Consider the following 25,095-nt stretch of genomic DNA (forward strand, 5'->3'; position numbering starts at 1 on the left):
CCGCGATGCATGTCCCGATGGCGGCGCGATCGGGAGTCTCGGCGATACGCCCGGCAGACAATGTGGATGCCGCAAACCGCGCCGCACTGCGGGAACCGGGCAGCCACAACTATCTGAATGCCGTTCAGGTCTACCCGTACAGCGCAGGCGCACTTTATCGGGTTTTTGCAGCGCCCGAACGGGTGACCGATATCATGCTCGAGCCCGGCGAGACCCTTATCGCCGTCGCTGCCGGCGATACCGTGCGCTGGACGGTCGGCGATACGGCGAGCGGCGCGGGGGAGACGAGGCGCACGCATATCCTCGTCAAGCCGCTTGCGCCGGGTCTCTCCACCAATGTTGTCATCACGACCGACCGGCGCGCCTATCATCTTCTGCTCTCAAGCACAGCGGCGAGCGCGATGACCGCGCTTTCATGGACCTATCCCGAGGATGCGCTGCTGGCACTCCGCCGTGCCGAAGCCGCCGCCGCGGCGCGGACGCCCGCAGCGCCCGGTCTCATGCTCGAGGATCTGTCGTTCGGCTATACGATCAGCGGCGACAGACCCGTCTGGCGCCCGCAGCAGGTCTTCGACGATGGTCGCCAGACCTTCATTGCGTTCGCGCCGGCCATTGCGGTGAGCGAGGCACCGCCACTCTTCGTGCTCGACGCGAAAGGCAGCGCCATGCTCGTCAACTACCGGATGGCAGGCCGCTATTATATCGTCGATCGCCTGTTCGACGTCGCTGAACTGCGGCTTGGCGAAAAGCCCCAGACCATCGTGCGGATCGCGCGCGACGGCCAGACCGGCAAGCGACGGAGGCCGTCATGACGCCGGACACGGTAGAAGCGGCAAGCGAAGTCGCGCCGCAGTCGCCCAAGCTTGACCCTGAAACGCTCGTACTGCGCGGGCGGCCGCCACGTGTCGTCCGGTTCAGGCGCGGGGTCATCATCGGCCTCGTCGGTGTGGGGGCCTCACTTGTCCTGGCGGCGCTCTGGTTCGGGCTCGAACCGGCACAGCCGGCGCGCAGCGATCCGGTCGATCTTCCTTTGCGCCCGCGGCACGAGCGCGTCGCCGATGTTCTCGCTGGTGCACCGAAGGATTATGCGGAGATCCCCGTGCTCGGGCCGCCGCTTCCCGGTGACCTTGGCAGGCCCATTCTGGCGCATCGCCGGTCGGCGGGGCTGGAGTCCGAAGCCCCGTTAGCCCCGGCTTCAGACGCTGCTGCCGCCGAAGCAGAGCGACGTGCGGCCGAGTTGCAGGCGGCGCGGGCTTCGGGTGTCATGGTACGGCTTGAACAGTCCGGAAGATCGGGCACCGGAATAGCGGTGGGGGGCGACGCTTTATCCGGACCGGCGCCCGCCGAGCCCGGGGATCCGGGCAGCCCCGGTATCGAAGGTCGTGCCGACGCGCGGGCGAAGACAAACGGGCGCGCGCTTCCGCAAGCTCTTGTGCCGCCCGGATCGCCTTATACGCTGAGCGCCGGCAGCGTCATTGCCGCAAGCCTGCTCACCGGTTTGAACTCCGACCTTCCCGGTCTCGTCACAGCGCAGGTGACCGAAGGTGTCTACGATACAGCGACTGGACGCGTTCTTCTCATTCCGCAGGGCGCGCGGCTTGTCGGACGCTACGATAATTCGGTCGCTTTCGGACAGAGCCGCGCGCGTGTCGTCTGGGAAAGACTGATCATGCCGGGCGGTGCTTCTGTCGCGCTCGGCAACATGCCCGCCACGGATACTGCCGGCTACGCAGGCATCAGCGACAGCATCGACCGGCACGGAGGCACGCTCCTCAAAGGCGTTCTGCTCTCCAGCCTGCTCGGGGTTGGCGCCGAGCTCAGCATTGAGGGTGAAGACGATCTTGTTGAGGCGCTCCGCGAGTCCGCACAGCAGGGTACGGCGCGCGCCGGCGATCAGGTTGTGGCGAAAGCGCTCGGTATCCAGCCAACGCTGACCGTGCGACCCGGCTGGCCACTTCGCGTCCTCGTGCACGAGGATCTGATCCTTTCGCCATGGGAAGGAGGGGAGCGATGATCAGGCTTCCGAAGCTCCCGGACAGGACGCCGGTCAAACTTGCGATCACGATTATGCCGGATCTCGATGAAAAGCTGCGTGAATATGCCGGTTTTTACAAAGATTTTTACGGCAATGAAGAGTCCGTTTCGTCTCTCGTTCCCGCAATCCTCGAGGCTTTTCTCGAAGGAGATCGCGAATTTTCAAGGAGAAGGAAGAAACTGGGCGCTAAGTGATTTTATTGTTGGGAAAATATCGAAAAATTTTTCGAAAATATTCGAGATATTTGTTCTTTATATTACTTTTTTACTGTCTGGACTGTGGGAAAGCATCGGAGCATCGTGGTGCGAACGCGTCACCCTCGTAGGAAAATTGGCGGCAGAAAGGTGAAATCGACACCGCCGCACGAGGGTCTTTGCGCTTTGGTACGTCATATGGCGCGAGTAGCGGCCGAACGCGACTACGGCCAGCTGCTCGAACACGGTGTTCAACCCGGCAGACCAGGTGAAGATGACCATGAAAAGAGCAGCAATTTACGCAAGGTACTCAAGTGATTTGCAAAGCGATGCATCGATCGAGGATCAGGTGCGGGGAGGCAGGGAGTTTGCGCTGAGAAACGGCTGGGATGTAGCCGAAGCGCGCATTTACACCGACCATGGCATGAGCGGCGCCAACATGATGCGCCCCGGACTTCAGATGCTGCTCATCGACGCGCAGGCGGGAAAATTCGACGTTGTCGTGGCCGAGGCGCTCGATCGCCTATCCCGCGACCAGGCCGATGTCGCCACCATCCGCAAGCGATTGCTGTTCGCCGAAGTCGACATGCACACGCTGTCGGAAGGCGAGATCAGCGAGCTTCACATTGGCCTTAAAGGCACAATGAATGCCCTGTTTCTGAAGGATCTGGCGATCAAGACGCGCAGGGGTCAGCGCGGGCGCGTTGAGAGCGGAAAGTCGGGTGGCGGACTGCCCTACGGCTACCGCATCAAATCCGTCGGCGAGTTTGAGATCGATGCCGCCCAAGCCGTGGTGGTTCAGCGTATCTTCAAGGAATATGCTGACGGCGTCAGTCCTCGCCGGATTGCGGCGATGCTCAATCGCGAGGGTATCGCGAACCCGTCCGGTGCAGGCTGGACGCAGTCGACGCTCAACGGCAATGCGAAACGCGGAACCGGCATTCTCAACAATGAGCTCTACAACGGGCGCCGGATCTGGAACCGCACGCGCAAGGTCAAGGATCCTGATACGGGTGTGCGGCTGTCGCGGGAAAACCCGCCGGAGGAATGGGTCGTCCACGACGTGCCCGAACTTCGCATTGTGGACGAGGCTCTCTGGAACAGGGCAAAGGCGCGGCAGGAGCGCATGCAGCATTCGTCCTTCACCCTTCAGGACAAGCGGCGGCCCCGGAACCTGCTATCGTTCCTTCTGAAATGCGGCGAGTGCGGCGGCGGATTCAGCAAGTCGGCACGTAATCACTATGGATGTTCGACATCCCAGAACAAAGGGACCTGCCGCAACTCGCTGCGGATCAGGCAGGACGTGCTCGAAGGTGCAGTGCTCACGGCGCTTAAACAGCACCTGATGCGTCCCGAACTCTGTGCCGAGTTCTGCCGCGAGTACATGGAGCATGTGAACCGGCTGCGCTCCGAACGAAATGCGACGATCAACGCCTGGCAGGCCGAACGGGACCGCCTGCAGGGACGTCGGGACAGGATCGTGAAGGCCGTCGGAGATGGCTACACGAGCGAGGACATGAAGAACGAGTTCAATGCGAACTTCGCGCGTCGCAAGGAGCTTGATCGGCTTTTGAGCGAAACGCCGCGGGCGCCGGTGTTGATGCACCCATCGATGTCCGAACGTTATCGGACCGAGGTGACCGAACTGACGCGACTGCTTGGATGCAGCGACCGCAGAACCGAGGCAGCGGACGCGCTGCGATCCCTTATCGACAGGATCATCCTCACCCCGAACGAAGACAGAACCGGGCTTGTGGTCGACCTTCACGGCGACCTCGCAGGCATCATCAACCTCGCGGCCGATCGTGACGGCAAGCGGCGGGGCACGGCACTCGATGCGCTCACGCTCGACGCACTGAACCGTTTTCGTATCAATGCAATGCAGGAAAACGTTCAGCGCGCCTCTCAGAGGAGGGTCGGTCGCGTTGCGAAATGTCAGGAAAGGTTGGCTCCCCGGGCCTGATTCGAACAGGCGGCCGTCCGATTAACAGTCGGATGCTCTACCGCTGAGCTACCGGGGAACATGGTCAGGGCGCGGCGTATAACAGTGCCGGTTTCGGCTGCCAAGCCCTGAATGCACGCCCCGTGCGGTGCGTGCTTCAGGTCAGGAACTGTTCCATCGTGATGCGGTCGTCGAGTGCGTATTCGGGGTCGAACAGCAGCTCGAGCGTGATCGAGCGGTCGGTGCTGATACGCACGACGTCAACATCGCGCACCTCAAGCTGGTCGGCAACCGCGCTCACCGGGCGCTTTCCGGCCTCCAGCATCCTGAATTCCACCACCGACGCATCGGGGATCAGCGCGCCGCGCCAGCGGCGGGGGCGGAAGGGGCTGATCGGGGTCAGCGCGAGGAGGTCGGACTGGAGCGGCAGGATCGGGCCGTTCGCCGAGAGGTTATAGGCGGTGGAGCCCGCAGGCGTCGCCACCAGCACGCCGTCGCAGGTGAGTTCGGACATGCGCACGCGCCCGTCGATGGCGATCTCGATCTTGGCGGCCTGCCGCGTCTCGCGCAGCAGCGAGACTTCGTTGATCGCGGGGGAAACGATGCGGTCGCCGCTGATCGTGCGCGCATCCATTTGCAGCGGGTGCAGCTTGAAGGCGCGCGCGTTGGCGATGCGTTCGGCGATGCCGTCCGGGCTGTATTCGTTCATCAGGAAACCGACCGTGCCGCGGTTCATGCCGAAGACGCTTGCGGGGCGTCGCCGATGGAGCACGGCGTGGAGCGTCTGCAGCATGAAGCCGTCGCCGCCGAGCGCGAGAATGATGTCGGCCTCCGCCTCGCTCGCCCAGTCGTAGAGCGGCAGGATCGCCGCTGCGGCCTCGCGGGCGGCGGGGGTGGGCGAGATGGCGAGCGCCACCTTGCCGGGCAGCTTGTCGTTCATCCGCCGGTCACGCTCATGTGGCGGGGGACGGCGGCGCGGGGGCCGCCCCGTCCGATGACGAAATCGTGGCCCTTGGGCTTGCGCGTGATGGCCTCGGCGATCGCGGCGTCAAGGTCCGCGTCGCAGGGCGAGCGGCGCACGGCAGCGCGCAGGTCTGCGCTGTCTTCCTGCCCCAGGCACATGTAGAGCCGCCCCGTCGCGGTCAGCCGTACGCGGTTGCAGCTTTCGCAGAAATTGTGGGTGAGGGGGGTGATGAAGCCGATCCTGCGGCCCGTCTCCGCGACCTCGACATAGCGCGCGGGGCCGCCCGTCACATAATCGGTTGGTCGGAACGTGAAGCGCTTCGCAAGCTCCGCGCGCACGATGGAAAGCGGCAGGTAGTGGTCGGTGCGGTCTTCGTCGATCTCGCCCATCGGCATCGTTTCGATGAAGGCGAGGTCGTGCCCCTCGCGGCCGCACCAGGCTGCCATGTCGCCGAGTTCGTCCTCGTTGATGCCGCGCAGCGCCACCGTGTTGATCTTGATCGCGAGCCCGGCGGCCTTTGCGGCGGCGATGCCGTCCAGCACGCGTGGCAGCTCGCCCCAGCGCGTGATGCGCCGGAAGCGGTCAGCGTCGAGCGTGTCGAGGCTCACGTTCACGCGGCGGACGCCTGCGGCAGCGAGCGCTTCGGCGTGCTTTGCAAGCTGGTTGCCGTTGGTGGTGAGCGTCAGCTCGTCGAGACCCCGCCCCAGATGCCGCGCGAGCGAGTCGACAAGGCTCACGATACCGCGTCGCACCAGCGGCTCGCCGCCCGTCAGCCGCACCTTGCGCACGCCGCGCCGGATGAAGGCGGATGCGATGCGGTCGATCTCTTCCAGGCTCAGCACTTCGGACTTCGGTAGGAACTGCATGGTTTCCGCCATGCAGTAGGTGCACCGAAAATCGCAGCGATCGGTCACGGAGACGCGCAGGTACGTCACCGCCCGCCCGAAGGGGTCGATCAGCGGGCTTTGCCCGGCCGTCTCTACGCTTTCGTCCTGCATCGTCATCCAGAGTTAGTCGTGCCGGGGGCGGGCGGCAAGGTTTGCCGTGATGGTGCGCGGCGCTGGCCTTTGCAGGGCGCCGTGATAGTGTTACAGGCGCTGCGAGTTCCACACGAGGTGAAATGCACGGCTCATCGCTTTCTGCGCCCGTCTTTCTCGCCTCATTCCGCTACCGGCGCGAAGCGCAGGATGCCATTGAGGCGACAGGACGTCCGGTTATCGTCAGCCTCCGGCCCGACGATGCAGCCCGTCGCTATGCCGCGTCGGAAGCGCTGATTGCCATTGTCGACGCGCGCGGCGCGCTGCAACGCGGCCTCCAGCAGGTTGAGCAGCTTTCGCAGGCGGTGCAGGAGCGGCGCGGCGGTCTTCTCGTGCTCTTGTCGCGCAGCGATGCAGCCTCGCTCGGCGATGTCTATACGGCGGGCGCCACGCATTATTTGATCAGCCCGTTCGGCGGGTCGGAGCTTGGCCAGTCGCTGCGCTTCGTCGAGCGCTCGATCCGGCGGATGCAGAAGACGAGCGCCGAGGCGGCCGTGGCCTCCGCGCAGGCCTCGATCGGCGGCACGGCGCGCTGGGAATGGAGCGTTGGCGACGATTTCGTCCGTATCGGCCCGCCGCTCGCCGTGCTCATCGGCGATCCGCCCCACACCGACCGGCTTTCGCTCGACGATGCGTTCCTGCGGCTCGATCGGCGGGCGCGGGCGCAGGCGCGTCGTGCCGTTCGCCGCATCTGGCAGGCGGGCATCCCCGGCGAGGTCGAGCATCGCCTCATTCTCGATGGTCGGCCGCATACCTATGTTCACCACATCAGGCCGACGCGCGACGCTGCGGGCAGTGTGATCGGGCTCACCGCCACGGTCGAGGATTTGGATTCAACGCTCATCGAGCGTCGGCTGTCCGCGCATTTCGACACGCTGACCGGCCTTGCGAACCTCCGCCACGCCCGTGTGTGGGTGGATGAAAAGCTGAACACGCGCGCCGGGCACAACCCCGCGTGCATCGTCGTGATGTTCGCGATCAGCCGCTTCGATCAGGTCAACGCCGCCTATGGCCGCGCGGTTGCGGATTCGCTGCTGCAGGCCGTGGGCCGCCGCCTGCGCCGCCTGCTCAACGACCAGACCGCCGAAAGCGAGCTTCCCGCGCGTCTGGGCGGTGCCGAGTTCGCTGTCGCTTTTGCGGGACCGATCACGCTCAATCAGGCCGTGTTCTTCAGCCAGCGCATCGGCAAGGGCTTCGAAAAGCCGTTCATCGTCGGTGGGCGCGTCATCCACCTGTCGTGCCGTCTCGGCATCGCAGCGAGCGACGAGGAGGTGACGACCGCGGACGAGCTGTTCCAGCGCGCGAGCGCTGCGCTCTCCAGCGCCAAGGAACTCGATCCCAACAGCTTCCAGGTCTTCCTTTCCGACGAGCACGGCAACCCGGCGCGCTTCGCCAGTCTGGAGGCGGATCTGCGCGCGGCGGCGGAGCGGCGCGGCCTCAGCCTGCTCTATCAGCCGCAGGTCGATATCGTCACCAACCGCATCGTCGGCGTCGAGGCGCTGGTGCGCTGGGAGCATCCGCTCTACGGCGTGCTTCCCGCCGAAACCCTGTTCGCCATCGCCGAGCGCGCCGAGTTCGGCACCCGGCTCGGCGAACAGATCATGCGTCAGGCGTGCGGCGAAGCGGCGGCGTGGCCCGAGCATCTGCGCGATCTCAGGCTCTCGATCAACGTCACGGCGGCGGACATGCGCGCGGCCGATTTCGAGCGCATTGTCGCGGAATCGCTTGCAGACAGTCACTTCCCCCCGTCGCGGCTGACGCTTGAGGTCACCGAGGGCGGCCTCGTCGAGGATCTGGAGCACGCATCGGAAATTCTCTCGAAGCTCAGGCACCGGGGCATCAGCGTCGCCATCGATGATTTCGGCACCGGCTACTCGTCGCTTGCCTACCTGAAGTCGCTGCCGCTCGATATCCTCAAGGTCGACAAGAAGCTCGTCACCGATCTCTCGGGCTCGACGCGCGACCGCGTTATTGTGCGCGGCGTCGTCGATATGGCGCGTTCGCTCGGCATGGTCGTCGTCGCGGAGGGGGTCGAAACCGAGAGCCAGCTCGAAACGCTCGTGCGCGAAGGCTGCAACTGGTATCAAGGCTATCTGTGCAGCCCGCCGCTCGCGCTCGGCGACCTTCCGGGGTTCGTGGAAAACTGGCAGCGCGCCCGCGCCGCTTGACCAATCCTTAACTGCCGTCGCTTAGAAAGCTCTGTGTTAACGCTCTAACAGGGGGCAGGCTGGTTCGTGCAGGCCAATCGCGTACTCGTTGTCGGCAAGGATGAAGCGCACGCGAAAGCGGGCGTCGCGAAGATCGCGGCCGACAAGTTCACCCAGGTGCAGGCCACCTCGTGGATGGAAGCGATCCCGCTCGCGTCGAGCGGGCGCTACCAGCTTGTCATCGTGCTTGCGGGCGCGGAAATCGGCATCGCCGCCGTCACCACCTTCGCGCGCAGCGCCGAGCGGTGGGCGCAGCGCGAAGGCATGATGCTCGTCGCGCTCACTGAAGACGGCACCGCCGCGCTTCACCGCGATCTCCAGCATGCAGGCTTCGACGACATCATTCACCGGCCAATGCATCCCAAACAGGTCGCAAGCCGCATCGCCATACTGCTGCGCCTCTCCACGATGCGCCGCGAGCTTGCCCGTCGCCAGGCGACCGCGCGCGGTTTCACGAGCGGCGACGGACTGTTCCTCGCGCCTGCCGAGCCGGTGATCGCAAGCCGCCGGGCATCCGTCCTGCTCATTCAGTTCGATCAGAGCGCACACTGCGCCGAACAGTTCAACCGCGCCGTGCGGTCCTGCACCGAGGCGACGATTTGCGACGATCCCGAGGCGGCGCGTGCGCTGCTTTATCGCGGTGGTCTCGATGCCGTGCTGCTCTGCTCGGCGGTCGATCCCAAGAGCGCCATCGATTTCGTGGACCGAATGCGCCGCGTGCCCGCGCTCTACAATCTCCCCGCGCTGCTCGCGACGCCGGACGTCGAGAAGCTTGACCTCGATATGGTGTTCAATGCGGGCGTCACCGATGTCGCGCCGACCTGCCTGTCGAGCGAGCAGCTCTCCGTGCACCTCACCTCGTTCAAGCGGCTCGAGGCGCTGCGCGCCGCGCTTGCCGCGCGCTATGCGCAGCATGTCGAGATGGTCATTCGCGACGGGCTCACCGGATTTGCGGGCCACGGCTTCGGCATGGCCCACCTGCAGTCGACCTTGCGCGACTGCACCGAGCTTTCGCTTCCCGTGGCCGTGGCCGGGCTCACGATTGAGAACCTCGACGAGATCAATGCCACGCACGGCTATCTCGCGGGCGACATCGTGATGCGCCGCGTCGGCGACACGGTCCGCCGGTGCATCCGCGGCGAGGATATGGCGACGCGCCTGTCGGGCAGCCGCATCCTCGTACAGTTCCCGGACACGCGCTATGCAAGCGCGAATGTCGCGATCCGCCGCCTTGCGAACGTTTTGCGGTTACAGAAGATCGATCTGCCGGGCGGTGCTTCCACTGCGCTCAGGATCGGCTACACTCTCGCCTGCTGGGATGGCGATGCCGACGCGCGTAGCCTTGTTGCGTCGCTGAAGGCGCGGAAGGTCGCGGTCGCCGCCTGATCCGGCTCCCATGCGGGAGGCTTTTCATGGCGATTACCATTGATGTCATTTCGGATTTCGTCTGCCCGTGGTGCTGGATCGGCAAGCGCCATCTCGATACCTTCGCGAACGAGGCGGACATCGCGTGCCGCTGGCACCCCTATCTGCTCCATCCGGACATGCCCGAAGGCGGTGTCGACCGCGCGGCGTTCGTCCGTCAGAAGTTCGGCAGCGACGCGCGTGCGAAGGAACTGGGAGCGGGTGTCACTGCCGCTGCGAAGGGCGTCGGCCTCGATATCGATTACAGCCGCGTAGAGCGCGTGCCCGATACCCGCGATGCGCACCGCCTCGTGCGCTGGGCGGGCGGGCAGGGGCGAGCGGACGCTGTCGCCGAAGGCTTGTTCCGCGCCTATTTCAGCGAAGGCCGCGATATCGGGGATGCGGCTGTCCTCGCGGATATCGGCGCCGCGGCGGGCATGGACCGCGCCATTCTTGAAGGGCTTCTCGCCGGCGATGCCGACCGGGACATCATCGATGCGCAAGCGGACCGGGCCCGTTCGATGGGCGTCAGCGGCGTGCCCACGCATATCTTCGCCAACACGGTCGCCGTGGTCGGCGCCCAGCCGATCGAAGCGCTGCGGCAGGCGGCGGAACGCGTGGCGGCCGCCGGGACAGGCCCTGGCGATTGATTGCGTCGGCGGATCGCCCGCCGACACGGAAATCAGGCGTCCTTGCCGGCCTTTTTCGTTTCCGCGGCAAGCTTGGCGTGCCAGGGCTGGGCGAGCCCGTGATACAAGCGTTCCTTGCAAACGAGGCGTGACGTGCCGTGCGCGATCAGCGCCGCCGTGAACAGCGGAAGAATGAGGCCCCGGCTCGCGGTCGCCTCGACGATGATGATAACGGCGGTCAGGGGAGCCCGAACGACGCCCGTGAAATAGGCGACCATGCCGAGCAGCACCACCGCTCCGCCCGGCTCGTCGGGGAAAATCGCTTTCAGGATGGCGCCGAGTCCTGCGCCGGCCGACAGGGACGGGGCAAAAATGCCGCCCGGTATGCCTGCAACGGCGGTTGCCAGCGTCGCGATCAGCTTGGACGGGCCATACCAATAGGGCGTCTCCGTGCCTTCGATGATGCCGTGCGCGGCTTCGTATCCCGTGCCCCAGGTCAGTCCTGTCGAGACGCCGGTGAGCGCGACGACGGTGCCGCAAAGCAGCGCCCAGCGCACTGGCTGGTCCCGCATCGCCGGTATCCAGCGGTCCTTGTATCGGTCGATGTCGAGCATCATGCGCGCGAACAGCCCCCCGGTCAGCCCGCCGACGATGCCGGCGATGGGGGCGACGCGAAGCGCGCCGCTGAAATGCATGGTCTGCCGGACGAAGCCGAAATAGACATAGTCCCCGGCAAGGCCGAGGCTGACCATGCCTGCGATCAGGATCGTGGTCATCGCCAGCAGCGCCATGCGCTGCTCATAGGCGTCGGCGAGTTCCTCGATCGCGAAGGTGAGACCGGCAAGCGGCGTGTTGAACGCGGCGGCGACACCCGCCGCGCCCCCGGCGATGATGACGGAAGCGCGCAGCGGCACCTGAAGCAGGCGGTGATACCCGGCCATGATCGCTGCGGAGATCTGCACGGTCGGGCCTTCACGGCCGACCGAGCCCCCGACGAGGAGCGCCGCGACGGTCAGGATCAGCTTCATCACCGCCGCCCGCACCATGATCCTCAGCTTTCGCAGCGCTTCCAAAGTGAACGTGTTTCCCCGGAGACAGTGTGCAGGATGGATTGCCGTCTAACGGCAAATGCAGCGCCGGGGCAAGAAAAGGGCCGCCCGCGCGTCGGCGGGCAGCCCGCGTTGGTTCAGCTCATCCGGTGCAGAGCGCAGAGCTTGTTGCCGGAGGGATCGCGCAGATAGGCAAGGTAAAGCTTGCCGAAGCTGCCTTCGCGCACGCCGGGCGGATCTTCGCAGGTCGTGCCGCCGTTCGCCACGCCCGCGGCGTGCCAGGCGTCGGCCTCAGCCAGCGTTTTTGCGGCGAAGCCGATCGTCCCGCCATTGGCGCAGCTCGCAGGTCCGCCGTCGATCGGTTGCGTCACGGCGAAGATGCCGCTCTGCGTCACGTAGAAAATGCGTCCCTTGTCATCCATTGTGCCCGGCGGAACGCCGAGTGCGCCGAGCGTCGCGTCGTAGAATGTCTTGGCGGCGGCCGTGTCGTCCGCGCCGACCATGATGTGACTGAACACCTCTTCTCTCCTCCTCGAATGCCGCAGGGGAATGCGGCTTCGGGCGAACTGATCGCATGGGGTCCGTGGCGCATCAAGATATCACTACCGGCAGTCGGAATTCAGGTTGTGCTCGACACGGCCCCCCCCAAACTGTGAAAAGCGGGCCGCGTTCAGTTCGGTACGCGAAAATCCGGCATTCGACAGGAGAAATTCATGCGCTTCACTCTTGCTCTGCTGCTGGCCTGCGCCACGCCGCTCGCTTTTGCCCCTGTTCCGGCGATCGCGCAGACAGCGCCTGAAAATGTCCAGGATGCGGCGCTGCTCCAGTTCCTCGACCAGGCGTTTGACGAGCGCGTGAGCCTCCAGCCCGAAACCTTGACGCAGCTCGGACTCAAGACCGACAACGACCGGCTCAATGACTACACGGATGCCGCTGCGGTACGCGAGCAAGCGCTTGCGGAGCGCCAGCTCAAGGAGATGCGCGCGCGCTTCCGGCCCGAGCAGCTCAGCAAGCGCGCGCAAATAAGTTTCCGCCTCTTCGAATATGATGTTCAGCGGAGCCGCAAGGCTTTCGCGTTTCGAAAACTGCGCTTCCCGGTCACGACCAACGGCAGTCCGGCGGGCGACATCCCGGTGCTTCTCATCAACAACCACAAGGTCGATACCGTGGCTGATGCGGAGGCCTATATCGCCCGCCTGCGCGATACCGAGCGCGTGATGCGGGAGGTTGCGGCAACCATGCGGGCGCAGGCCGCGCAGGGCGTTGTTCCCAACACGGTGAATTTCGCGCCCGCACGCGCCGACGCCGGCAAAGTCCTCGTCGGAGCGCCGTTCGACAGCGGTCCGGATTCAACGCTGATGGCCGATTTCCGCAAGAAGGTCGGCGCTCTGGGTGCCCCGCCTGCGGTGAAGGAGAAGCTTCTTGCCGATGCAAGCGCGGCGCTGACGGGCCCGCTCCGCACCGGCTACGACGTGCTGATCGCTGCGATCGACGAGGTCGCGCCCCTGTCGAAAGGCAATTTCGGGGTCTGGAGCCTGCCCGGCGGCGATGCCTATTACGCAGACCAGCTTGAAAGCGCGACGACGACGAACCTCACGGCGGATCAGATTCACGCGCTGGGGCTGAAGCAGGTTGCGGCGATCCGGCAGGAGATGGAGGCGATCAAACGCGAGGTTGGGTTCGATGGCACGCTCAATCAGTTCTTCGATCACATCCGCACCGATCCCGAATTCAAATATCCCAATACCGATGCGGGCCGCGAAACCTATCTGAAGGATGCGCGGGCAGTGATCGCGTCGGTGATGGACGTCGCACCGCGCTACTTTAGTGTGCTGCCCAAGGCCGCGCTGGAGGTGCGTGCGGTGGAAAAATGGCGCGAAGCGACCGCGCCGACCGCGTTTTACAACCAGCCCTCGGCAGACGGCTCACGGCCTGGCATCTACTACGTCAATCTCGTTGACATGAACCAGACGCAGAAGGTGCAGGTCGCCGGAATCTCCGTGCATGAAGGCGCGCCCGGCCACCACTTCCAGATCGCGCGTCAGCAGGAACTGACGGGCATTCCGAAGTTCCGCATGTTTGGCGGCTACGGCGCCTATATGGAGGGCTGGGGCCTTTATTCGGAAAGGCTGGCGGACGAGATGGGCGCGTACAAAGGCCCTTACGAACGGTTCGGCATGCTCTCGCTTCAGGTGTGGCGGGCGATCCGTCTGGTGCTCGACACCGGTATCCATTCGAAGCGCTGGACGCGCGATCAGGCGATCGCCTATTTTCGCGCCAACAGTTCGGTATCGGATACCGACATCGCGCGCGAGGTCGATCGCTATTTCAACTGGCCGGGGCAGGCGTCGAGCTACATGGTCGGCCAGCTCAAGATCGCGGAACTCCGCGCCCGCGCCGAGCGCGCGCTCGGGCAGCGCTTCGACATTCGCGAATTTCACGAAGCCGTCCTCAGCGAAGGCGCCCTGCCGCTGAACGTGCTCGAGGAACAGGTCGATCAGTACATCGCCGCGAAGCGCCGCTAGCGCATCGTGCGGAAACGTGACGCGCTGATCGGGGACGCTATCCGGCGAGCTTCCCCATCGCGCGCGCCACGTTAAGCCCACCCTGCAGCCGCGATGCCGGGTTCGGCCAGTCGCGGCCGATGAACAGCTTGTGGTCGGGGCGTAGCCTCGCCACCTGCGCGTTCTTCTGCACGAACTCGATCAGCTTGCCGGGTTTCGGGAAGCTGCCGGCGTGGAAGGCGATCAGCGCGCCCTTGGGTCCGGCCTCCAGCTTCTCGATGTTGGCGGCTTTGCAGTGCAGTTTGATTTCAATGACTTTCAGCAGATTGCTGACCTCATTTGGCAACTTGCCGAAGCGGTCGATCATCTCGGCGGCAAACGGCTCCACGCCGGCCACCTCGTCGATGTCGTTGAGCCGCCGATAGAGCGCCATGCGAAGGTTGAGGTCGGCCACATAGCTTTCGGGGATGAGGATCGGCGCATCCACCGCGATCTGCGGGCTGAACGCCTCGCGCGGCCGGTCGAGGCCCGCCGCGTCGGCGCGCGCTGCCAGCATCGCCTCCTCAAGCATGTCCTGATACAGTTCGAAGCCGATCTCGCGGATATGCCCGGATTGCTCGTCGCCGAGCAGATTGCCCGCGCCCCGAATGTCCAAATCCTGCGCGGCGAGCTGGAAGCCCGCGCCCAATGTGTCGAGGTTGGAAAGCACCTGCAGCCGCTTCGTGGCCGTCTCGGTGATCACGTGGTTCGCGGGTGTCGTCAGATACGCATAGGCGCGCGTCTTCGATCGGCCCACGCGGCCCCGGATCTGGTAGAGCTGGGCGAGTCCGAACATGTCGGCGCGGTGCACCACCAGCGTATTGGCGCTCGGAATGTCGAGCCCGGATTCGATGATCGTCGTGGACACCAGCACGTCGTAGCGCTTGTCGTAGAAGGCGGACATGCGCTCCTCGACCTCGGTCGCCCCCATCTGCCCGTGCGCGACGATGAACTTCACTTCGGGAACGTGCGTGCGCAGGAAGTCCTCGATCTCGGGGATATCGGCGATGCGCGGCGTCACGAAGAAGCTCTGGCCACCGCGATAATGCTCGCGCAGCAGCGCTTCGCGCACCACCACCTCGTCCCACGGCATCACATAGGTGCGCACCGCCAGCCGGTCGACCGGCGGCGTTGCGATGATCGACATGTCGCGTAGCCCCGACATCGCCATCTGCAGCGTGCGCGGGATCGGCGTCGCGGTCAGTGTCAGCACGTGCACGTCGGACTTCAGCTGTTTCAGCCGTTCCTTGTGGATCACGCCGAAGCGCTGCTCTTCATCCACGATGACAAGGCCGAGTCGCTTGAAATTGATATTCTTCGATAAAAGTGCGTGCGTTCCGACCACGATATCGACGCTGCCGTCGGCAAGTCCCGCGCGTGTCTGCGCGGCCTCGCCCGCCGGAACCAGCCGCGAAAGATGCCCGATCTTCACCGGCAGTCCATCGAAACGCTCGCGGAAGTTCTGCGCGTGCTGCCGCGCGAGCAGCGTTGTCGGGCAGACCACCGCCACCTGGTTCCCCGCCATCGCGCCCACGAACGCCGCGCGCAGCGCCACCTCGGTCTTGCCGAAGCCGACATCGCCCACGATCAGCCGGTCCATCGGCTTGCCCGCCGCAAGGTCCGCGACCACGTCGTCCACCGCGCGCAGCTGATCGTCGGTCTCGGCATAAGGGAAGCGGTCCACGAACGCCCCGAAAGTAGACGCCTCCGCCTCGAAAACCTTCCCCGGCCGAGTCGCTCTCTCCGCGGCTACTTTGAGTAGTTCGTTCGCAATCTCCCGAATCCGCTCCTTCATCCGCGCCTTGCGGGCCTGCCAACTCGCGCCCCCAAGCTTGTCGAGCGCCACGCCCTCGGAGTCGGAGCCATAGCGCGAGAGAACGTCCATGTTCTCCACCGGCACATACAGCTTGTCGCCGCCCGCGTACGAAAGGTGCACGCAGTCATGCGGGCTCCGGCCCACCTCGATCGTGGTCAGCCCCTCGTAGCGCCCGATGCCGTGGTCCGCGTGAACCACGAGGTCGCCCGGCGTCATCATGGAAATCTGGTCCATGAAGGCATCGGCCTTGCGCGCCCGTTTCACGCGCCGCACCATCCGGTCGCCGAACATGTCCTGCTCGGAAACGAGCGCGACATCGCCTGTCGTGAAGCCGTGGTCGATCGGCAGCACCGCCATCGCAGCGCCGCCGCTCTTGGCGGCACCCAGTGCCTCCTGCCAGTTCTCCACGATATGCAGCGGCCCGAAGCCGTGGTCGGCAAGCAGCGTGTGCAGCCGGTCGCGCGAACCTTCGGTGTAGCTCGCCAGCACCACGCGGTGGCCGCTCTTGTGCAGCGCGGCGACATGTGTGCCGACGGCCTCGTAGATGTTCGCCTGCGCCGCGCGCTCCGGCGCGAAGTCCCGCGCCGCCGTCACGCCGAGGTCGAGCACGGCATCCTCGTCGGGCCGCGCGAAGTGCGTGGCGAGGTGCATCTGCCGCGCGTCCCACTCTGCCTTCGTCAGGTACAGCGCCTCGGGCGGCAGCGGCCGGTAGCTGCCTGGCTCGCGCGTCATCGCGGAAACGCGGTTGCCGTGATAATCGGCGATGGCGGCGAAGCGCTGCTCGGCGGCAAGGCTCGTGCCCTCGTCGCGCACGATGATGTCGGCCGCGCCCAGATAGTCGAACACCGCGCCGAGCCCGTCCTCGAACAGGGGTAGCCAGTTCTCCATGCCCGCGAGCCGCCGCCCGTCGCTCACCGCCTGATAGAGTGGATCGCTGGTTGCGGTTGCGCCAAAGCGATCGACGTAGCCACGCCGGAAGCGCTGGATGCTGTCCGCCGAAAGCAGCGCCTCGGAAACCGGCAGCAGGTCGAAGCCCGCGTTGGTGCCGGTCGTCATCTGGCTGGCGGGGTCGAACAGCCGCAGCGTCTCGATCTCGTCACCGAAGAAGTCCAGCCGCAGCGCGTGCTCGCTGCCTGCCGGGAACAAGTCCAGGATGCCGCCGCGTACAGCGAACTCGCCTGCGTCCATCACCGTATCGGTACGCACATAGCCGTTGGCCACGAGCATTTCGGAGAGCGCGTCACGGTCGATGCGTTCGCCCGGTGCGATGCGGGCCGAGAGCCGGCTCAGCCGCTCGGGCGCCAGCGTCCGCTGGATGAGCGCGTTCACCGTCGTCGCGACAAGCTGCGGCGTCGTCACCGGCCTCAGCAGCCCAGCAAGCCCTGCGACCCGCTCCGCCGCCACGCGCAGCGAGGGCGAAGCGCGGTCGTAGGGCAGCGAGTCCCACGCCGGAACGTACAGCGTCTCCACCTCGGGCGCGAAGAAGTGCGCGGCATCAAGAAGTTGATGCGCGGCAAGGTCGTCGGGCGCGACGAACACTGCGCGCGCGCCCTTCGCGAACGCGGCACGCGCGAGGTCCGCGAGCAGCCACGGCTGGAAACCGGCGGGTGCGCTTGCGAGCGTCAGCGGCGCCCCCACCTTTGCGATCGTCTCGACGTAGTTCTTCACTCCGGCGCCACCATGAAATCGAGCCGCGTCAAAGCGTCGAGCAGCGGCCCATGCCACCGCTCCGGCGCCTCGGCCGTGCCGATCGCCCACGCCATGATCTCCACGTCGTCCTCTTCGAGGAACGCTTCCATCCACGCGATCTCGGCCTCGCCCCAGCCCGCGAGATAGCGGTCGGTGAAGCTGCCGATCATGATGTCGGCTTCCTTGGTGCCGCGGTGCCATGCGCGGAAGTGGAGCCGCCGCCGGCGCGCGTCGAGGGGGTTGGTCATCTGCGCTTTCGCCAATAGCAATGAGACGGAAAGCGCATTTGCGCCTCCCGCTGCATGGGGTTAGTCAGTTCGCGAAGCGAGATACCATGCGGCCCGATATCCTCAACCCCCTGTTCGCGGAAATCGCCGCGCTGAAAGGCGTAGGCCCGGCGCTTCAGCGTCAGCTCGAGCGGCTGGAGATCGCGCGCGTCATCGATCTCCTGTTTCATCTGCCGACGGGCGAGATCGAGCGCCTGCGCGTCGATTCCCTGCACGACGGCCTGGAAGGAAAGGTCGTCACGCTCAGCGTTGATGTCGTGGGTCACGAAACGCGCGGGCCGAAGTCGCCGTTGCGTGTGCGGGCCCGCGATGGGGACGGAAACCTGCTCGATATCGTGTTCTTCACCGATCGCGGCGGCTATGCGCGCCAGCTCCTGCCCATCGGCGAGCGCCGCGTCGTCAGTGGCCGTCTCGACCGCTTCGGGCAGAATCTCCAGATCGTCCATCCCGATCATGTCGTGGTGCTTGAAAAGGCAGGGGATATTCCCGAGCGCGAAGCCGTCTACGGCCTCACCGAAGGTCTCACCAACCGCCGCCTCCGCACGCTCGTCGAGCACGCGCTGGAGCGCGTGCCCGAGCTTCCCGAGTGGGCGGGCGGTTCGCTCGTGCGCCAGCGCGGCTGGCCGCGCTGGCACGAAGCGCTTGCCGCCGCCCATGCCAACGATCGCACCGTGCGCGACCGGCTTGCCTACGACGAACTTTTCGCGAACCAGCTCGCACTCCTCCTGATGCGGCAAGCATCGCGCCGCAAGGGTGCGTTGCCGCTCCGGGGTGATGGCCGCCTCATCGATGCCATGCTCCGCGCGCTCCCGTATCGCCCCACAGGCGCCCAGCAGCGCGCGGTTGCCGAGATTACCGGCGATCTTGCGCAGTCCGCGCCGATGCTGCGGCTGCTGCAGGGCGATGTCGGCTCGGGCAAGACGCTGGTCGCGCTCGCCGCGATGCTCGGCGCGGTGGAGGCGGGCGCGCAGGCGGCGATGCTCGCCCCGACGGAAATTCTCGCCCGCCAGCACATGGCGAACATCGCCACGCTCTTGGACGGCATCGGCGTCCGCGCCGAAATTCTCACCGGGCGAGAAAAGGGCGCGCAGAGGAAGGCCATCCTCGCCGACCTCGCGGCGGGGGAAATCCAGATCCTCGTCGGCACCCACGCGATCTTTCAGGAGGCGGTGGACTACAAAAACCTCGGCCTCGTCGTCGTCGACGAGCAACACCGCTTCGGCGTCGCGCAGCGCCTGATGCTGGCGGACAAGGCGGAGAAGACCGCGCACATGCTGGTCATGACCGCAACGCCGATCCCACGCACCCTCACGCTCACGCAATATGGCGAGATGGACATTTCGAAGCTCGACGAGATGCCCCCCGGACGCACGCCTGTGGAAACGCGTGTCATCAGTCAGGAGCGGCTGGAGGAGGTTGTCGAAGGCGTCGGCCGACTGCTCGCCGATGGCGGCCGCGCGTATTGGGTCTGCCCCTTGGTGGAGGAAAGCGAGGCCGCTGGCGATCTCGCCGCCGCCGATGCGCGCTACGCGATGCTGAAGGAACGCTTCGGATCCATCGTGGGCCTCGTCCACGGCCGCATGAAGGGGCCGGAGAAGGATGCGGTGATGGCGGATTTCCAGGCCGGTCGCATCCAGCTTCTTGTCGCGACCACCGTGGTCGAGGTCGGCGTCGATGTGCCCGAGGCGAGCCTGATGGTCATCGAGCAGGCCGAACGCTTCGGTCTCGCACAGCTTCACCAGCTGCGGGGCCGTGTAGGGCGCGGTGCCGCGCGCTCCGTGTGCCTACTCGTCCGCGCGCCCAACATCTCGGAAACCGCGCGCAGCCGCCTCGCGCTCATTCGCCGGTCGAATGACGGCTTCGAAATCGCCGAGGAAGACCTGAAGCTGCGCGGCGGCGGCGAGCTTCTCGGCGTCCGCCAGTCCGGCGACCCGGAGTTCCGCATCGCCACGCCCGAACAGGTCGGCGCGCTCGTCGAAGCGGCGCGCGACGACGCCCGCCTGCTCGTCGAGCACGAAGGCGGACTTTCCGGCCCGCGCGGCGAGGCGGCCCGCATTCTTCTCTATCTCTTCGGACGTGATGCCGCCGTCGGCCTCTTGCGTTCCGGCTAGCTGTTTGCGACAGCGCCAGGAGAGATGAAGACACAGCTTACTATCGCGCTGCTGCTCGCACTGGCGACGCCATCCGTCGCTGGGATCGACTGGGCGTCTGCGCGGCTTGAAGGCGCGATGTCGGCCTATCAAACGGGCGATTACCGTACGGCGCGGCGCGGCTTCCAACGCCTTGCCGAGCATGGCTCGGCGATTGCTGAAACGATGCTCGGCGTCATGTACGCAAAGGGGCAAGGCGTTCGGGCAAGCTCGGCTGTCGCTGCCGGATGGTTTCACCGCGCCGCCAGCCGCGGCTACGGCCCGGCGCAGATTGCGCTCTCGGATGCCTTCGCGCATGGTCAGGGCGTCAGCCGAAACGTCGACGACGCCTATTTCTGGGCGCTCGCCGCCACGACCGGGGGGGACCGCAGCGCCGAAGCGTCCGGCCGTTTGCGGGTCAAGACGCTCGGCAGATCTCTCAGTCCCGAAACCCGCGCAGAGATCGGCGAGGACGTTCATAACTGGCGTCCGCGCGCGCAGCGGGAGCGATAAGTCGGAGGTTTCGAAGGTGCACACGGGGTCTTGTCTCTGCGGTGCGGTGAGCTTCACGGTGGAGGGTGATCTGCCCGGGCCGGATGGCTGTCATTGCACGCAATGCCGGAAACAGTCGGGCCACTTTTTCGTGTCGACCGATGTGCCCCGCTCCGCACTTACCATCAGCGGCGCGGAAAACGTCCGCTGGTTTCCGTCCTCCGAAAAGGTACGCCGCGGCTTCTGCGCAACCTGCGGGTCATCGCTGTTCTGGGATCCGATCGGCCGCGACTGGACAGGGATCGCGATGGGTTCCTTCGATACGCCGACGAACACGCGCCTTGCCGTGCACGTCCACACGGCCGAAAAGGGCGATTACTACGACATCGCCGATAGTGCCCCGCAGTTCACCACGGTGCCGCCCCAGCCGCACTGAACGGGTGGTCTTACCCGAAGTTCACCACGCCGTGCCGCTTCTTCCCCGCCGACACGCGCACAGCGCCGGCGCCTGAAACCATCGCGGCGGCATCCGTCACGGCTTCGCCGTTCACGCGCGCACCGCCCTGCGTGATCAGGCGCCGCGCTTCGCCCTTGGAAGCGGAAAGGCCGAGGTCGACGAGCGCATCGACGAGCGGGATCGCGCCCGCCGCGGCGATGTGCGGCAAATCCTCGCCCGCGCCGCCTTCGGTAAATGTCGCACGCGCGGTTTCCGCTGCGCCCTGCGCGGCGTCCTCGCCCCGGCACATCGCCGTCGCCGCGTTCGCGAGCGTTTCCTTGGCGGCGTTGATCTCAGCACCTTCCAGCGCTTCCAGTCGCGCGATCTCATCCAGCGGCAGATCGGTGAACAGCTTCAGGAAGCGCCCCACATCGGCATCATGCGTGTTCCGCCAGAATTGCCAGTAATCGTAGGCGGGAAGCGACTCCTCGTTGAGCCACACGGCCCCCGCCATCGTCTTGCCCATCTTGCCGCCGTCGGCGGTGGTGATGAGCGGCGTCGTCACGCCGAACACCTCCGCGCCGTCCACGCGGCGTGCGAGTTCGACGCCGTTCACGATGTTGCCCCACTGGTCCGATCCGCCCATCTGCAGGCGGCAGGCGGCGCGGCGCGAGAGTTCGAGGAAGTCGTAGGCCTGCAGGATCATGTAGTTGAACTCGAGGAAGCTCAGCGACTGCTCGCGCTCAAGGCGCAGCTTCACCGAATCGAAGCTCAGCATCCGGTTCACCGAAAAGTGCTGGCCGATGTCGCGCAGGAACGGGATGTACTCCAGCTTGTCGAGCCACTCGGCATTGTCGACCATCACGGCGTCGGTGGGGCCGTCGCCGAAGGTCAGGAACTTCTCGAAGATGCGCTTGATCGAGGCGACGTTGCTCGCGATCGTCTCGGTCGTCATCAGCCGCCGGGCTTCGTCCTTGAAGCTCGGGTCTCCGATCTTGCCGGTGCCGCCGCCCATCAGCACGATCGGCTTGTGGCCGGTCTGCTGAAGACGGCGCAGCAGCATGATCTGCACAAGACTGCCGACATGCAGCGAGGGCGCGGTCGGATCGAAGCCGATATAGCCGGGCACGACCTGCTTCATCGCAAGCGCATCGAGCGCCGCCGCGTCGGTCTGCTGATGGATATAGCCGCGCGCATCGAGCAGGCGTAGGAGATCGGACTTGAATTGGGTCATAGCGGCCGGGCGCATAGCATGAGGGTGAGCGTATGAGTAGCGGGCTTTATCGCGCGGTCGGCCTGATGTCTGGCACGTCGATGGACGGAATCGACGCCGCGCTCATCGAAACGGACGGCGAGGGGCACGTCCGTCCGCTCGGTTTCCTCAGCGTTCCCTACGGTGAAGACACGCGCAAAAAGCTCCGTACCTCTATCGAACGTGCGCTTGGCATGGATGCGCCCGGCGCGGATCCGTTGATCGACGCCGCAGCGGCGGAGATCACCGCGCTGCACGCCGAAGCGGTGCGCGCGCTGCTGGATGGCGCCTCCGCTGACGTCGTCGGCTTCCACGGCCAAACCATTGCGCATCGGCCGGAACGCGGCTGGACATGGCAGATCGGCGACGGTGCCGCGCTCGCCCGTGCGCTCGGCATCCCGGTGGTTGCCGACCTTCGCTCGGCGGACGTCGCGGCTGGCGGGCAGGGGGCGCCGCTGCTCCCCGTCTATCACCGAGCGCTCGCCTCGGCGCTTGGCGGGCCGATCGCCGTTCTCAATCTCGGCGGCGTCGGAAATGTCACCTTCCTTGGCGACGACGATCAGATGATCGCATTCGATACCGGCCCTGCCAACGCGCTCATCGATGACTGGGTGCTTGCCGCGCAAGGGCTCAGCCATGATGCGGGCGGTGCCATCGCGGCGTCGGGCCTCGTCCACGAGGAGGTGCTGGCGCGCATGACGAACCTCGACTGGTTCGCCGTTCCGCCGCCAAAGTCGCTCGATCGTCACGATTTCTCGCTGAATGCCGTCAGCGGCTTGTCGTTCGAGGACGGAGCGGCGACCCTCACCGCGTTCACGGCGGAAACCGTCCGGCTGGCGCTCGCCCATCTTCCTGTACCTCCGGCGCGGCTGCTCGTCACCGGCGGCGGGCGGCACAACGCCACGCTGATGCGGATGCTCGCCACGCGCGCCGGCATTCCCGCCGATCCCGTCGAAGCCGTCGGCTGGCGGGGCGATGCGATGGAGGCGGAGGGCTTCGCCTATATGGCGGTGCGGCGTCTCCGCGATCTGCCGATCAGTTTCCCCGGCACCACGGGCGTGCCGTCGCCCACCGTGGGCGGTGTCATTTTCCGGTCCTGACATTCCTGTACGGCGGATGGCTTGCCAAAGGGCCGCGCAATTTTCTAACAAAGCGCGCGAGTCGTCGCTGGGACCGCGGCCCGAACAAGTTTTAAGGAGAGAATGATGACATCCGGTCTAGAATTCTGCGTCACCCCCGCGACGCCGGTCCCCGCTGCGGAGCGTGCGAAACTGATTGAAGACCCCGGATTCGGAAAGCTCTTCACCGATCACATGGTGACGATCGAATGGACCGAAGGGAAAGGCTGGCACAACGCCGAGGTGCGCCCGCGCACGCCGTTCTCGCTCGATCCGGCGGCGGCCGTGCTGCACTACGCGCAGGAAATCTTCGAAGGCATGAAGGCGTATCGCGGTCGCGGCGGCGAGATCACGATGTTCCGTCCCGAAGAGAACGCGCGCCGCTTCAACGAGTCGGCGGACCGCATGGCGATGCCGCGGATTCCCGAAGAGCTCTTTGTCGAGGCGGTCGAAAAGCTCGTCGCCGCCGATCGCGACTGGATTCCGGACGGGGAGGGGAGCCTCTACCTCCGCCCGTTCATGTTTGCGGACGAGGTGTTCCTCGGCGTGAAGCCCGCCGCGCACTACATCTTCTGTGTGATCGCAAGCCCGGTCGGTCCCTATTTCAAGGGCGGCGGCAAGCCGGTCACGATCTGGGTGTCCGACAACTACACGCGCGCGGCGACGGGCGGCACCGGCGCCGCGAAGTGCGGCGGCAACTATGCGGGCAGCCTCATCGCGCAGGCGGAGGCGACCCGTCAGGGCTGCGATCAGGTGGTGTTCCTCGATGCGGCCGAACGCCGTTGGGTCGAGGAGTTGGGCGGCATGAACGTCTTCTTCGTGATGGACGACGGCAGCATCATCACGCCGCCACTCGGCACGATCCTCCCCGGTATCACCCGCGCCTCGCTCATCGAGCTCGCGCGCGCCGACGGCGTGAAGGTGGAGGAAAAGCCGTACAGCTTCGATGAGTGGAAAGCGGACGCGGAAAGCGGCCGTCTGCGCGAAGTGTTCGCGTGCGGTACCGCGGCTGTCGTCGCTGCCATCGGCACGGTGCGCTATCGCGGCGGCGAATTTACCATCGGCGATGGCACGACGACCGGCCCGGTCACGCAGAAGCTGCGCGCGGCGCTCGTCGGCATCCAGCGCGGCGAGTCGAACGACGAGCGTGGCTGGATCCGCAAGGTCGGCTAAAACCTTGCAGCTTGCGGCCGACCTTAACGGTCGGTCGCGAGCCGCATGTCGAGGTAGGCGTCAATCACGCCCATCAGCTCGTTCATCTCGTTCGCGAAGAAGTGGTTCGCGCCGGGAACGGTCTCATATGTGATCGTGATGTGCTTCTGCGTCTTCAGCTTGTCGACGAGCTTCTGAACCGCGCCGTGCGCGACCACCTCGTCGGCAAGACCCTGCACGATGAGGCCTGAAGACGGGCAGGGCGCCAGGAAGCCGAAGTCGTACATGTTCGCGGGCGGCGCCACCGAAATGAAGCCCTTGATCTCCGGGCGGCGCATCAGCAGCTGCATCCCGATCCACGCGCCGAAGCTGAAGCCGCCAACCCAGGTGACGGGCGCTTCCGGGTTGAACTGCTGCAGCCAGTCGAGCGCGCTCGCCGCGTCCGACAGCTCGCCGACGCCTTGGTCGAACGTTCCCTGGCTGCGGCCCACGCCGCGGAAGTTGAAGCGCAGCGTCGCGAAGCCGCGCCGCACGAACGACTGGTACATCGCCTGCACGATGGCATTGTTCATCGTGCCGCCGCCCTGCGGGTGCGGGTGGAGCAGAATGGCGACGGGCGAGCGCGGCTTGTTGCCGGGCTGATAGCGTCCCTCGAGCCGGCCTTCCGGTCCGGGGAAAATCACTTCGGGCATCGATGGTCCTGATACTGTGCGCGGGAAA

General features: G+C 65.8%; 21 protein-coding genes and 1 tRNA gene. 13 read left to right on the top strand and 9 right to left on the bottom strand.

The annotated features are described in order from the left end of the window. Positions 1-5 precede the first annotated feature (5 nt). The 4 genes from trbG (at position 6) to AAC014_RS11230 (ending at position 4,192) form a co-directional block, all read left to right on the top strand. A complete protein-coding gene (gene trbG, locus AAC014_RS11215) occupies positions 6-812 on the top strand; it encodes a P-type conjugative transfer protein TrbG (protein ID WP_339708709.1) in 807 nt (268 codons plus the stop codon). Continuing rightward, a complete protein-coding gene (locus AAC014_RS11220) occupies positions 809-2,014 on the top strand; it encodes a TrbI/VirB10 family protein (protein WP_339708456.1) in 1,206 nt (401 codons plus the stop codon). The genes trbG and AAC014_RS11220 overlap by 4 nt, the downstream gene beginning before the upstream one ends. After that, entirely contained in the window at positions 2,011-2,229 is a 219-nt protein-coding gene (locus tag AAC014_RS11225; protein ID WP_339708459.1) for a DUF2274 domain-containing protein, read from the top strand. Before AAC014_RS11220 ends, AAC014_RS11225 begins: the two co-directional genes overlap by 4 nt. 274 nt (positions 2,230-2,503) lie before the next feature. After that, on the top strand, positions 2,504-4,192 hold the full coding sequence (locus AAC014_RS11230) for a recombinase family protein (RefSeq protein WP_339708711.1): 1,689 nt from the start codon (positions 2,504-2,506) through the stop codon (positions 4,190-4,192). On the opposite strand, the gene AAC014_RS11235 is transcribed toward AAC014_RS11230, so the two are convergent. From AAC014_RS11235 to moaA, 3 genes are all read right to left on the bottom strand, one after another. Next, a tRNA-Asn gene (locus AAC014_RS11235) sits at positions 4,176-4,250 on the bottom strand. The two genes, AAC014_RS11230 and AAC014_RS11235, sit on opposite strands and share 17 nt — an antisense overlap. A 78-nt stretch (positions 4,251-4,328) precedes the next feature. Further along, positions 4,329-5,111: an NAD kinase gene (locus tag AAC014_RS11240; protein WP_339708462.1), complete on the bottom strand. Its 783-nt coding sequence runs from the start codon at positions 5,109-5,111 to the stop codon at positions 4,329-4,331. Next, positions 5,108-6,139, bottom strand: a complete 1,032-nt coding sequence (gene moaA / locus AAC014_RS11245) for a GTP 3',8-cyclase MoaA (protein ID WP_339708465.1) — start codon at positions 6,137-6,139, stop codon at positions 5,108-5,110. The genes AAC014_RS11240 and moaA overlap by 4 nt, the downstream gene beginning before the upstream one ends. A gap of 116 nt (positions 6,140-6,255) precedes the next feature. Between moaA and AAC014_RS11250 the strand changes: the two genes are divergently transcribed. The 3 genes from AAC014_RS11250 (at position 6,256) to AAC014_RS11260 (ending at position 10,433) form a co-directional block, all read left to right on the top strand. Beyond that, complete coding sequence (locus tag AAC014_RS11250; protein WP_339708468.1) at positions 6,256-8,340, top strand: bifunctional diguanylate cyclase/phosphodiesterase; 2,085 nt, start codon at positions 6,256-6,258, stop codon at positions 8,338-8,340. 66 nt (positions 8,341-8,406) lie between these two features. Then, on the top strand, positions 8,407-9,765 hold the full coding sequence (locus AAC014_RS11255; RefSeq protein WP_339708471.1) for a diguanylate cyclase: 1,359 nt from the start codon (positions 8,407-8,409) through the stop codon (positions 9,763-9,765). Between the two features lie 26 nt (positions 9,766-9,791). Beyond that, entirely contained in the window at positions 9,792-10,433 is a 642-nt protein-coding gene (locus tag AAC014_RS11260) for a DsbA family oxidoreductase (RefSeq protein ID WP_339708474.1), read from the top strand. A gap of 32 nt (positions 10,434-10,465) precedes the next feature. On the opposite strand, the gene AAC014_RS11265 is transcribed toward AAC014_RS11260, so the two are convergent. Both AAC014_RS11265 and AAC014_RS11270 read right to left on the bottom strand, forming a co-directional pair. Then, positions 10,466-11,485 carry a chloride channel protein gene (locus AAC014_RS11265; RefSeq protein WP_339708477.1) on the bottom strand — a complete coding sequence of 340 codons (1,020 nt, stop codon included), beginning with the start codon at positions 11,483-11,485 and terminating at the stop codon, positions 10,466-10,468. 113 nt (positions 11,486-11,598) lie between these two features. After that, the gene (locus AAC014_RS11270; protein WP_339708480.1) at positions 11,599-11,979 is read right to left on the bottom strand and encodes a VOC family protein; all 381 of its coding nucleotides are present in this window, start codon (positions 11,977-11,979) and stop codon (positions 11,599-11,601) included. A gap of 195 nt (positions 11,980-12,174) precedes the next feature. On the opposite strand from AAC014_RS11270, the gene AAC014_RS11275 reads away from it, so the two are divergent. Beyond that, positions 12,175-13,986 carry a DUF885 domain-containing protein gene (locus AAC014_RS11275; RefSeq protein WP_339708483.1) on the top strand — a complete coding sequence of 604 codons (1,812 nt, stop codon included), beginning with the start codon at positions 12,175-12,177 and terminating at the stop codon, positions 13,984-13,986. A gap of 37 nt (positions 13,987-14,023) precedes the next feature. Here AAC014_RS11275 and mfd read toward each other — a convergent pair whose 3' ends face one another. Then, positions 14,024-17,488, bottom strand: a complete 3,465-nt coding sequence (gene mfd, locus AAC014_RS11280; RefSeq protein WP_339708486.1) for a transcription-repair coupling factor — start codon at positions 17,486-17,488, stop codon at positions 14,024-14,026. Beyond that, a complete protein-coding gene (locus AAC014_RS11285) occupies positions 17,485-17,757 on the bottom strand; it encodes a succinate dehydrogenase assembly factor 2 (protein WP_339708489.1) in 273 nt (90 codons plus the stop codon). Before AAC014_RS11285 ends, mfd begins: the two co-directional genes overlap by 4 nt. A gap of 86 nt (positions 17,758-17,843) precedes the next feature. Between AAC014_RS11285 and recG the strand changes: the two genes are divergently transcribed. The 3 genes from recG to AAC014_RS11300 are packed head-to-tail and all read left to right on the top strand — an operon-like array spanning position 17,844 to position 20,853. Continuing rightward, positions 17,844-19,907 carry an ATP-dependent DNA helicase RecG gene (recG, locus tag AAC014_RS11290; RefSeq protein ID WP_339708491.1) on the top strand — a complete coding sequence of 688 codons (2,064 nt, stop codon included), beginning with the start codon at positions 17,844-17,846 and terminating at the stop codon, positions 19,905-19,907. Positions 19,908-19,931: 24 nt separating this feature from the next. Beyond that, positions 19,932-20,438, top strand: a complete 507-nt coding sequence (locus AAC014_RS11295; RefSeq protein ID WP_339708493.1) for a hypothetical protein — start codon at positions 19,932-19,934, stop codon at positions 20,436-20,438. A gap of 16 nt (positions 20,439-20,454) precedes the next feature. Beyond that, entirely contained in the window at positions 20,455-20,853 is a 399-nt protein-coding gene (locus AAC014_RS11300; protein ID WP_339708495.1) for a GFA family protein, read from the top strand. 10 nt (positions 20,854-20,863) lie between these two features. On the opposite strand, the gene tyrS is transcribed toward AAC014_RS11300, so the two are convergent. Further along, positions 20,864-22,087 (bottom strand): tyrosine--tRNA ligase, encoded by a 1,224-nt coding sequence (gene tyrS / locus AAC014_RS11305; protein ID WP_339708497.1) that lies wholly within the window; start codon positions 22,085-22,087, stop codon positions 20,864-20,866. A 32-nt stretch (positions 22,088-22,119) separates the two neighbouring features. On the opposite strand from tyrS, the gene AAC014_RS11310 reads away from it, so the two are divergent. Together AAC014_RS11310 and AAC014_RS11315 are read left to right on the top strand one after the other, a co-directional pair. Beyond that, the gene (locus AAC014_RS11310) at positions 22,120-23,205 is read left to right on the top strand and encodes an anhydro-N-acetylmuramic acid kinase (protein ID WP_339708499.1); all 1,086 of its coding nucleotides are present in this window, start codon (positions 22,120-22,122) and stop codon (positions 23,203-23,205) included. A gap of 105 nt (positions 23,206-23,310) precedes the next feature. Further along, entirely contained in the window at positions 23,311-24,396 is a 1,086-nt protein-coding gene (locus AAC014_RS11315; protein ID WP_339708501.1) for a branched-chain amino acid aminotransferase, read from the top strand. Positions 24,397-24,419: 23 nt separating this feature from the next. Here the strand turns inward: AAC014_RS11315 and AAC014_RS11320 are convergent, their stop codons facing one another. After that, positions 24,420-25,067 carry an alpha/beta hydrolase gene (locus AAC014_RS11320; protein WP_339708503.1) on the bottom strand — a complete coding sequence of 216 codons (648 nt, stop codon included), beginning with the start codon at positions 25,065-25,067 and terminating at the stop codon, positions 24,420-24,422. Positions 25,068-25,095: the final 28 nt, after the last annotated feature.

Source organism: uncultured Sphingosinicella sp., assembly GCF_963974575.1.
Classification (GTDB): domain Bacteria; phylum Pseudomonadota; class Alphaproteobacteria; order Sphingomonadales; family Sphingomonadaceae; genus Sphingosinicella.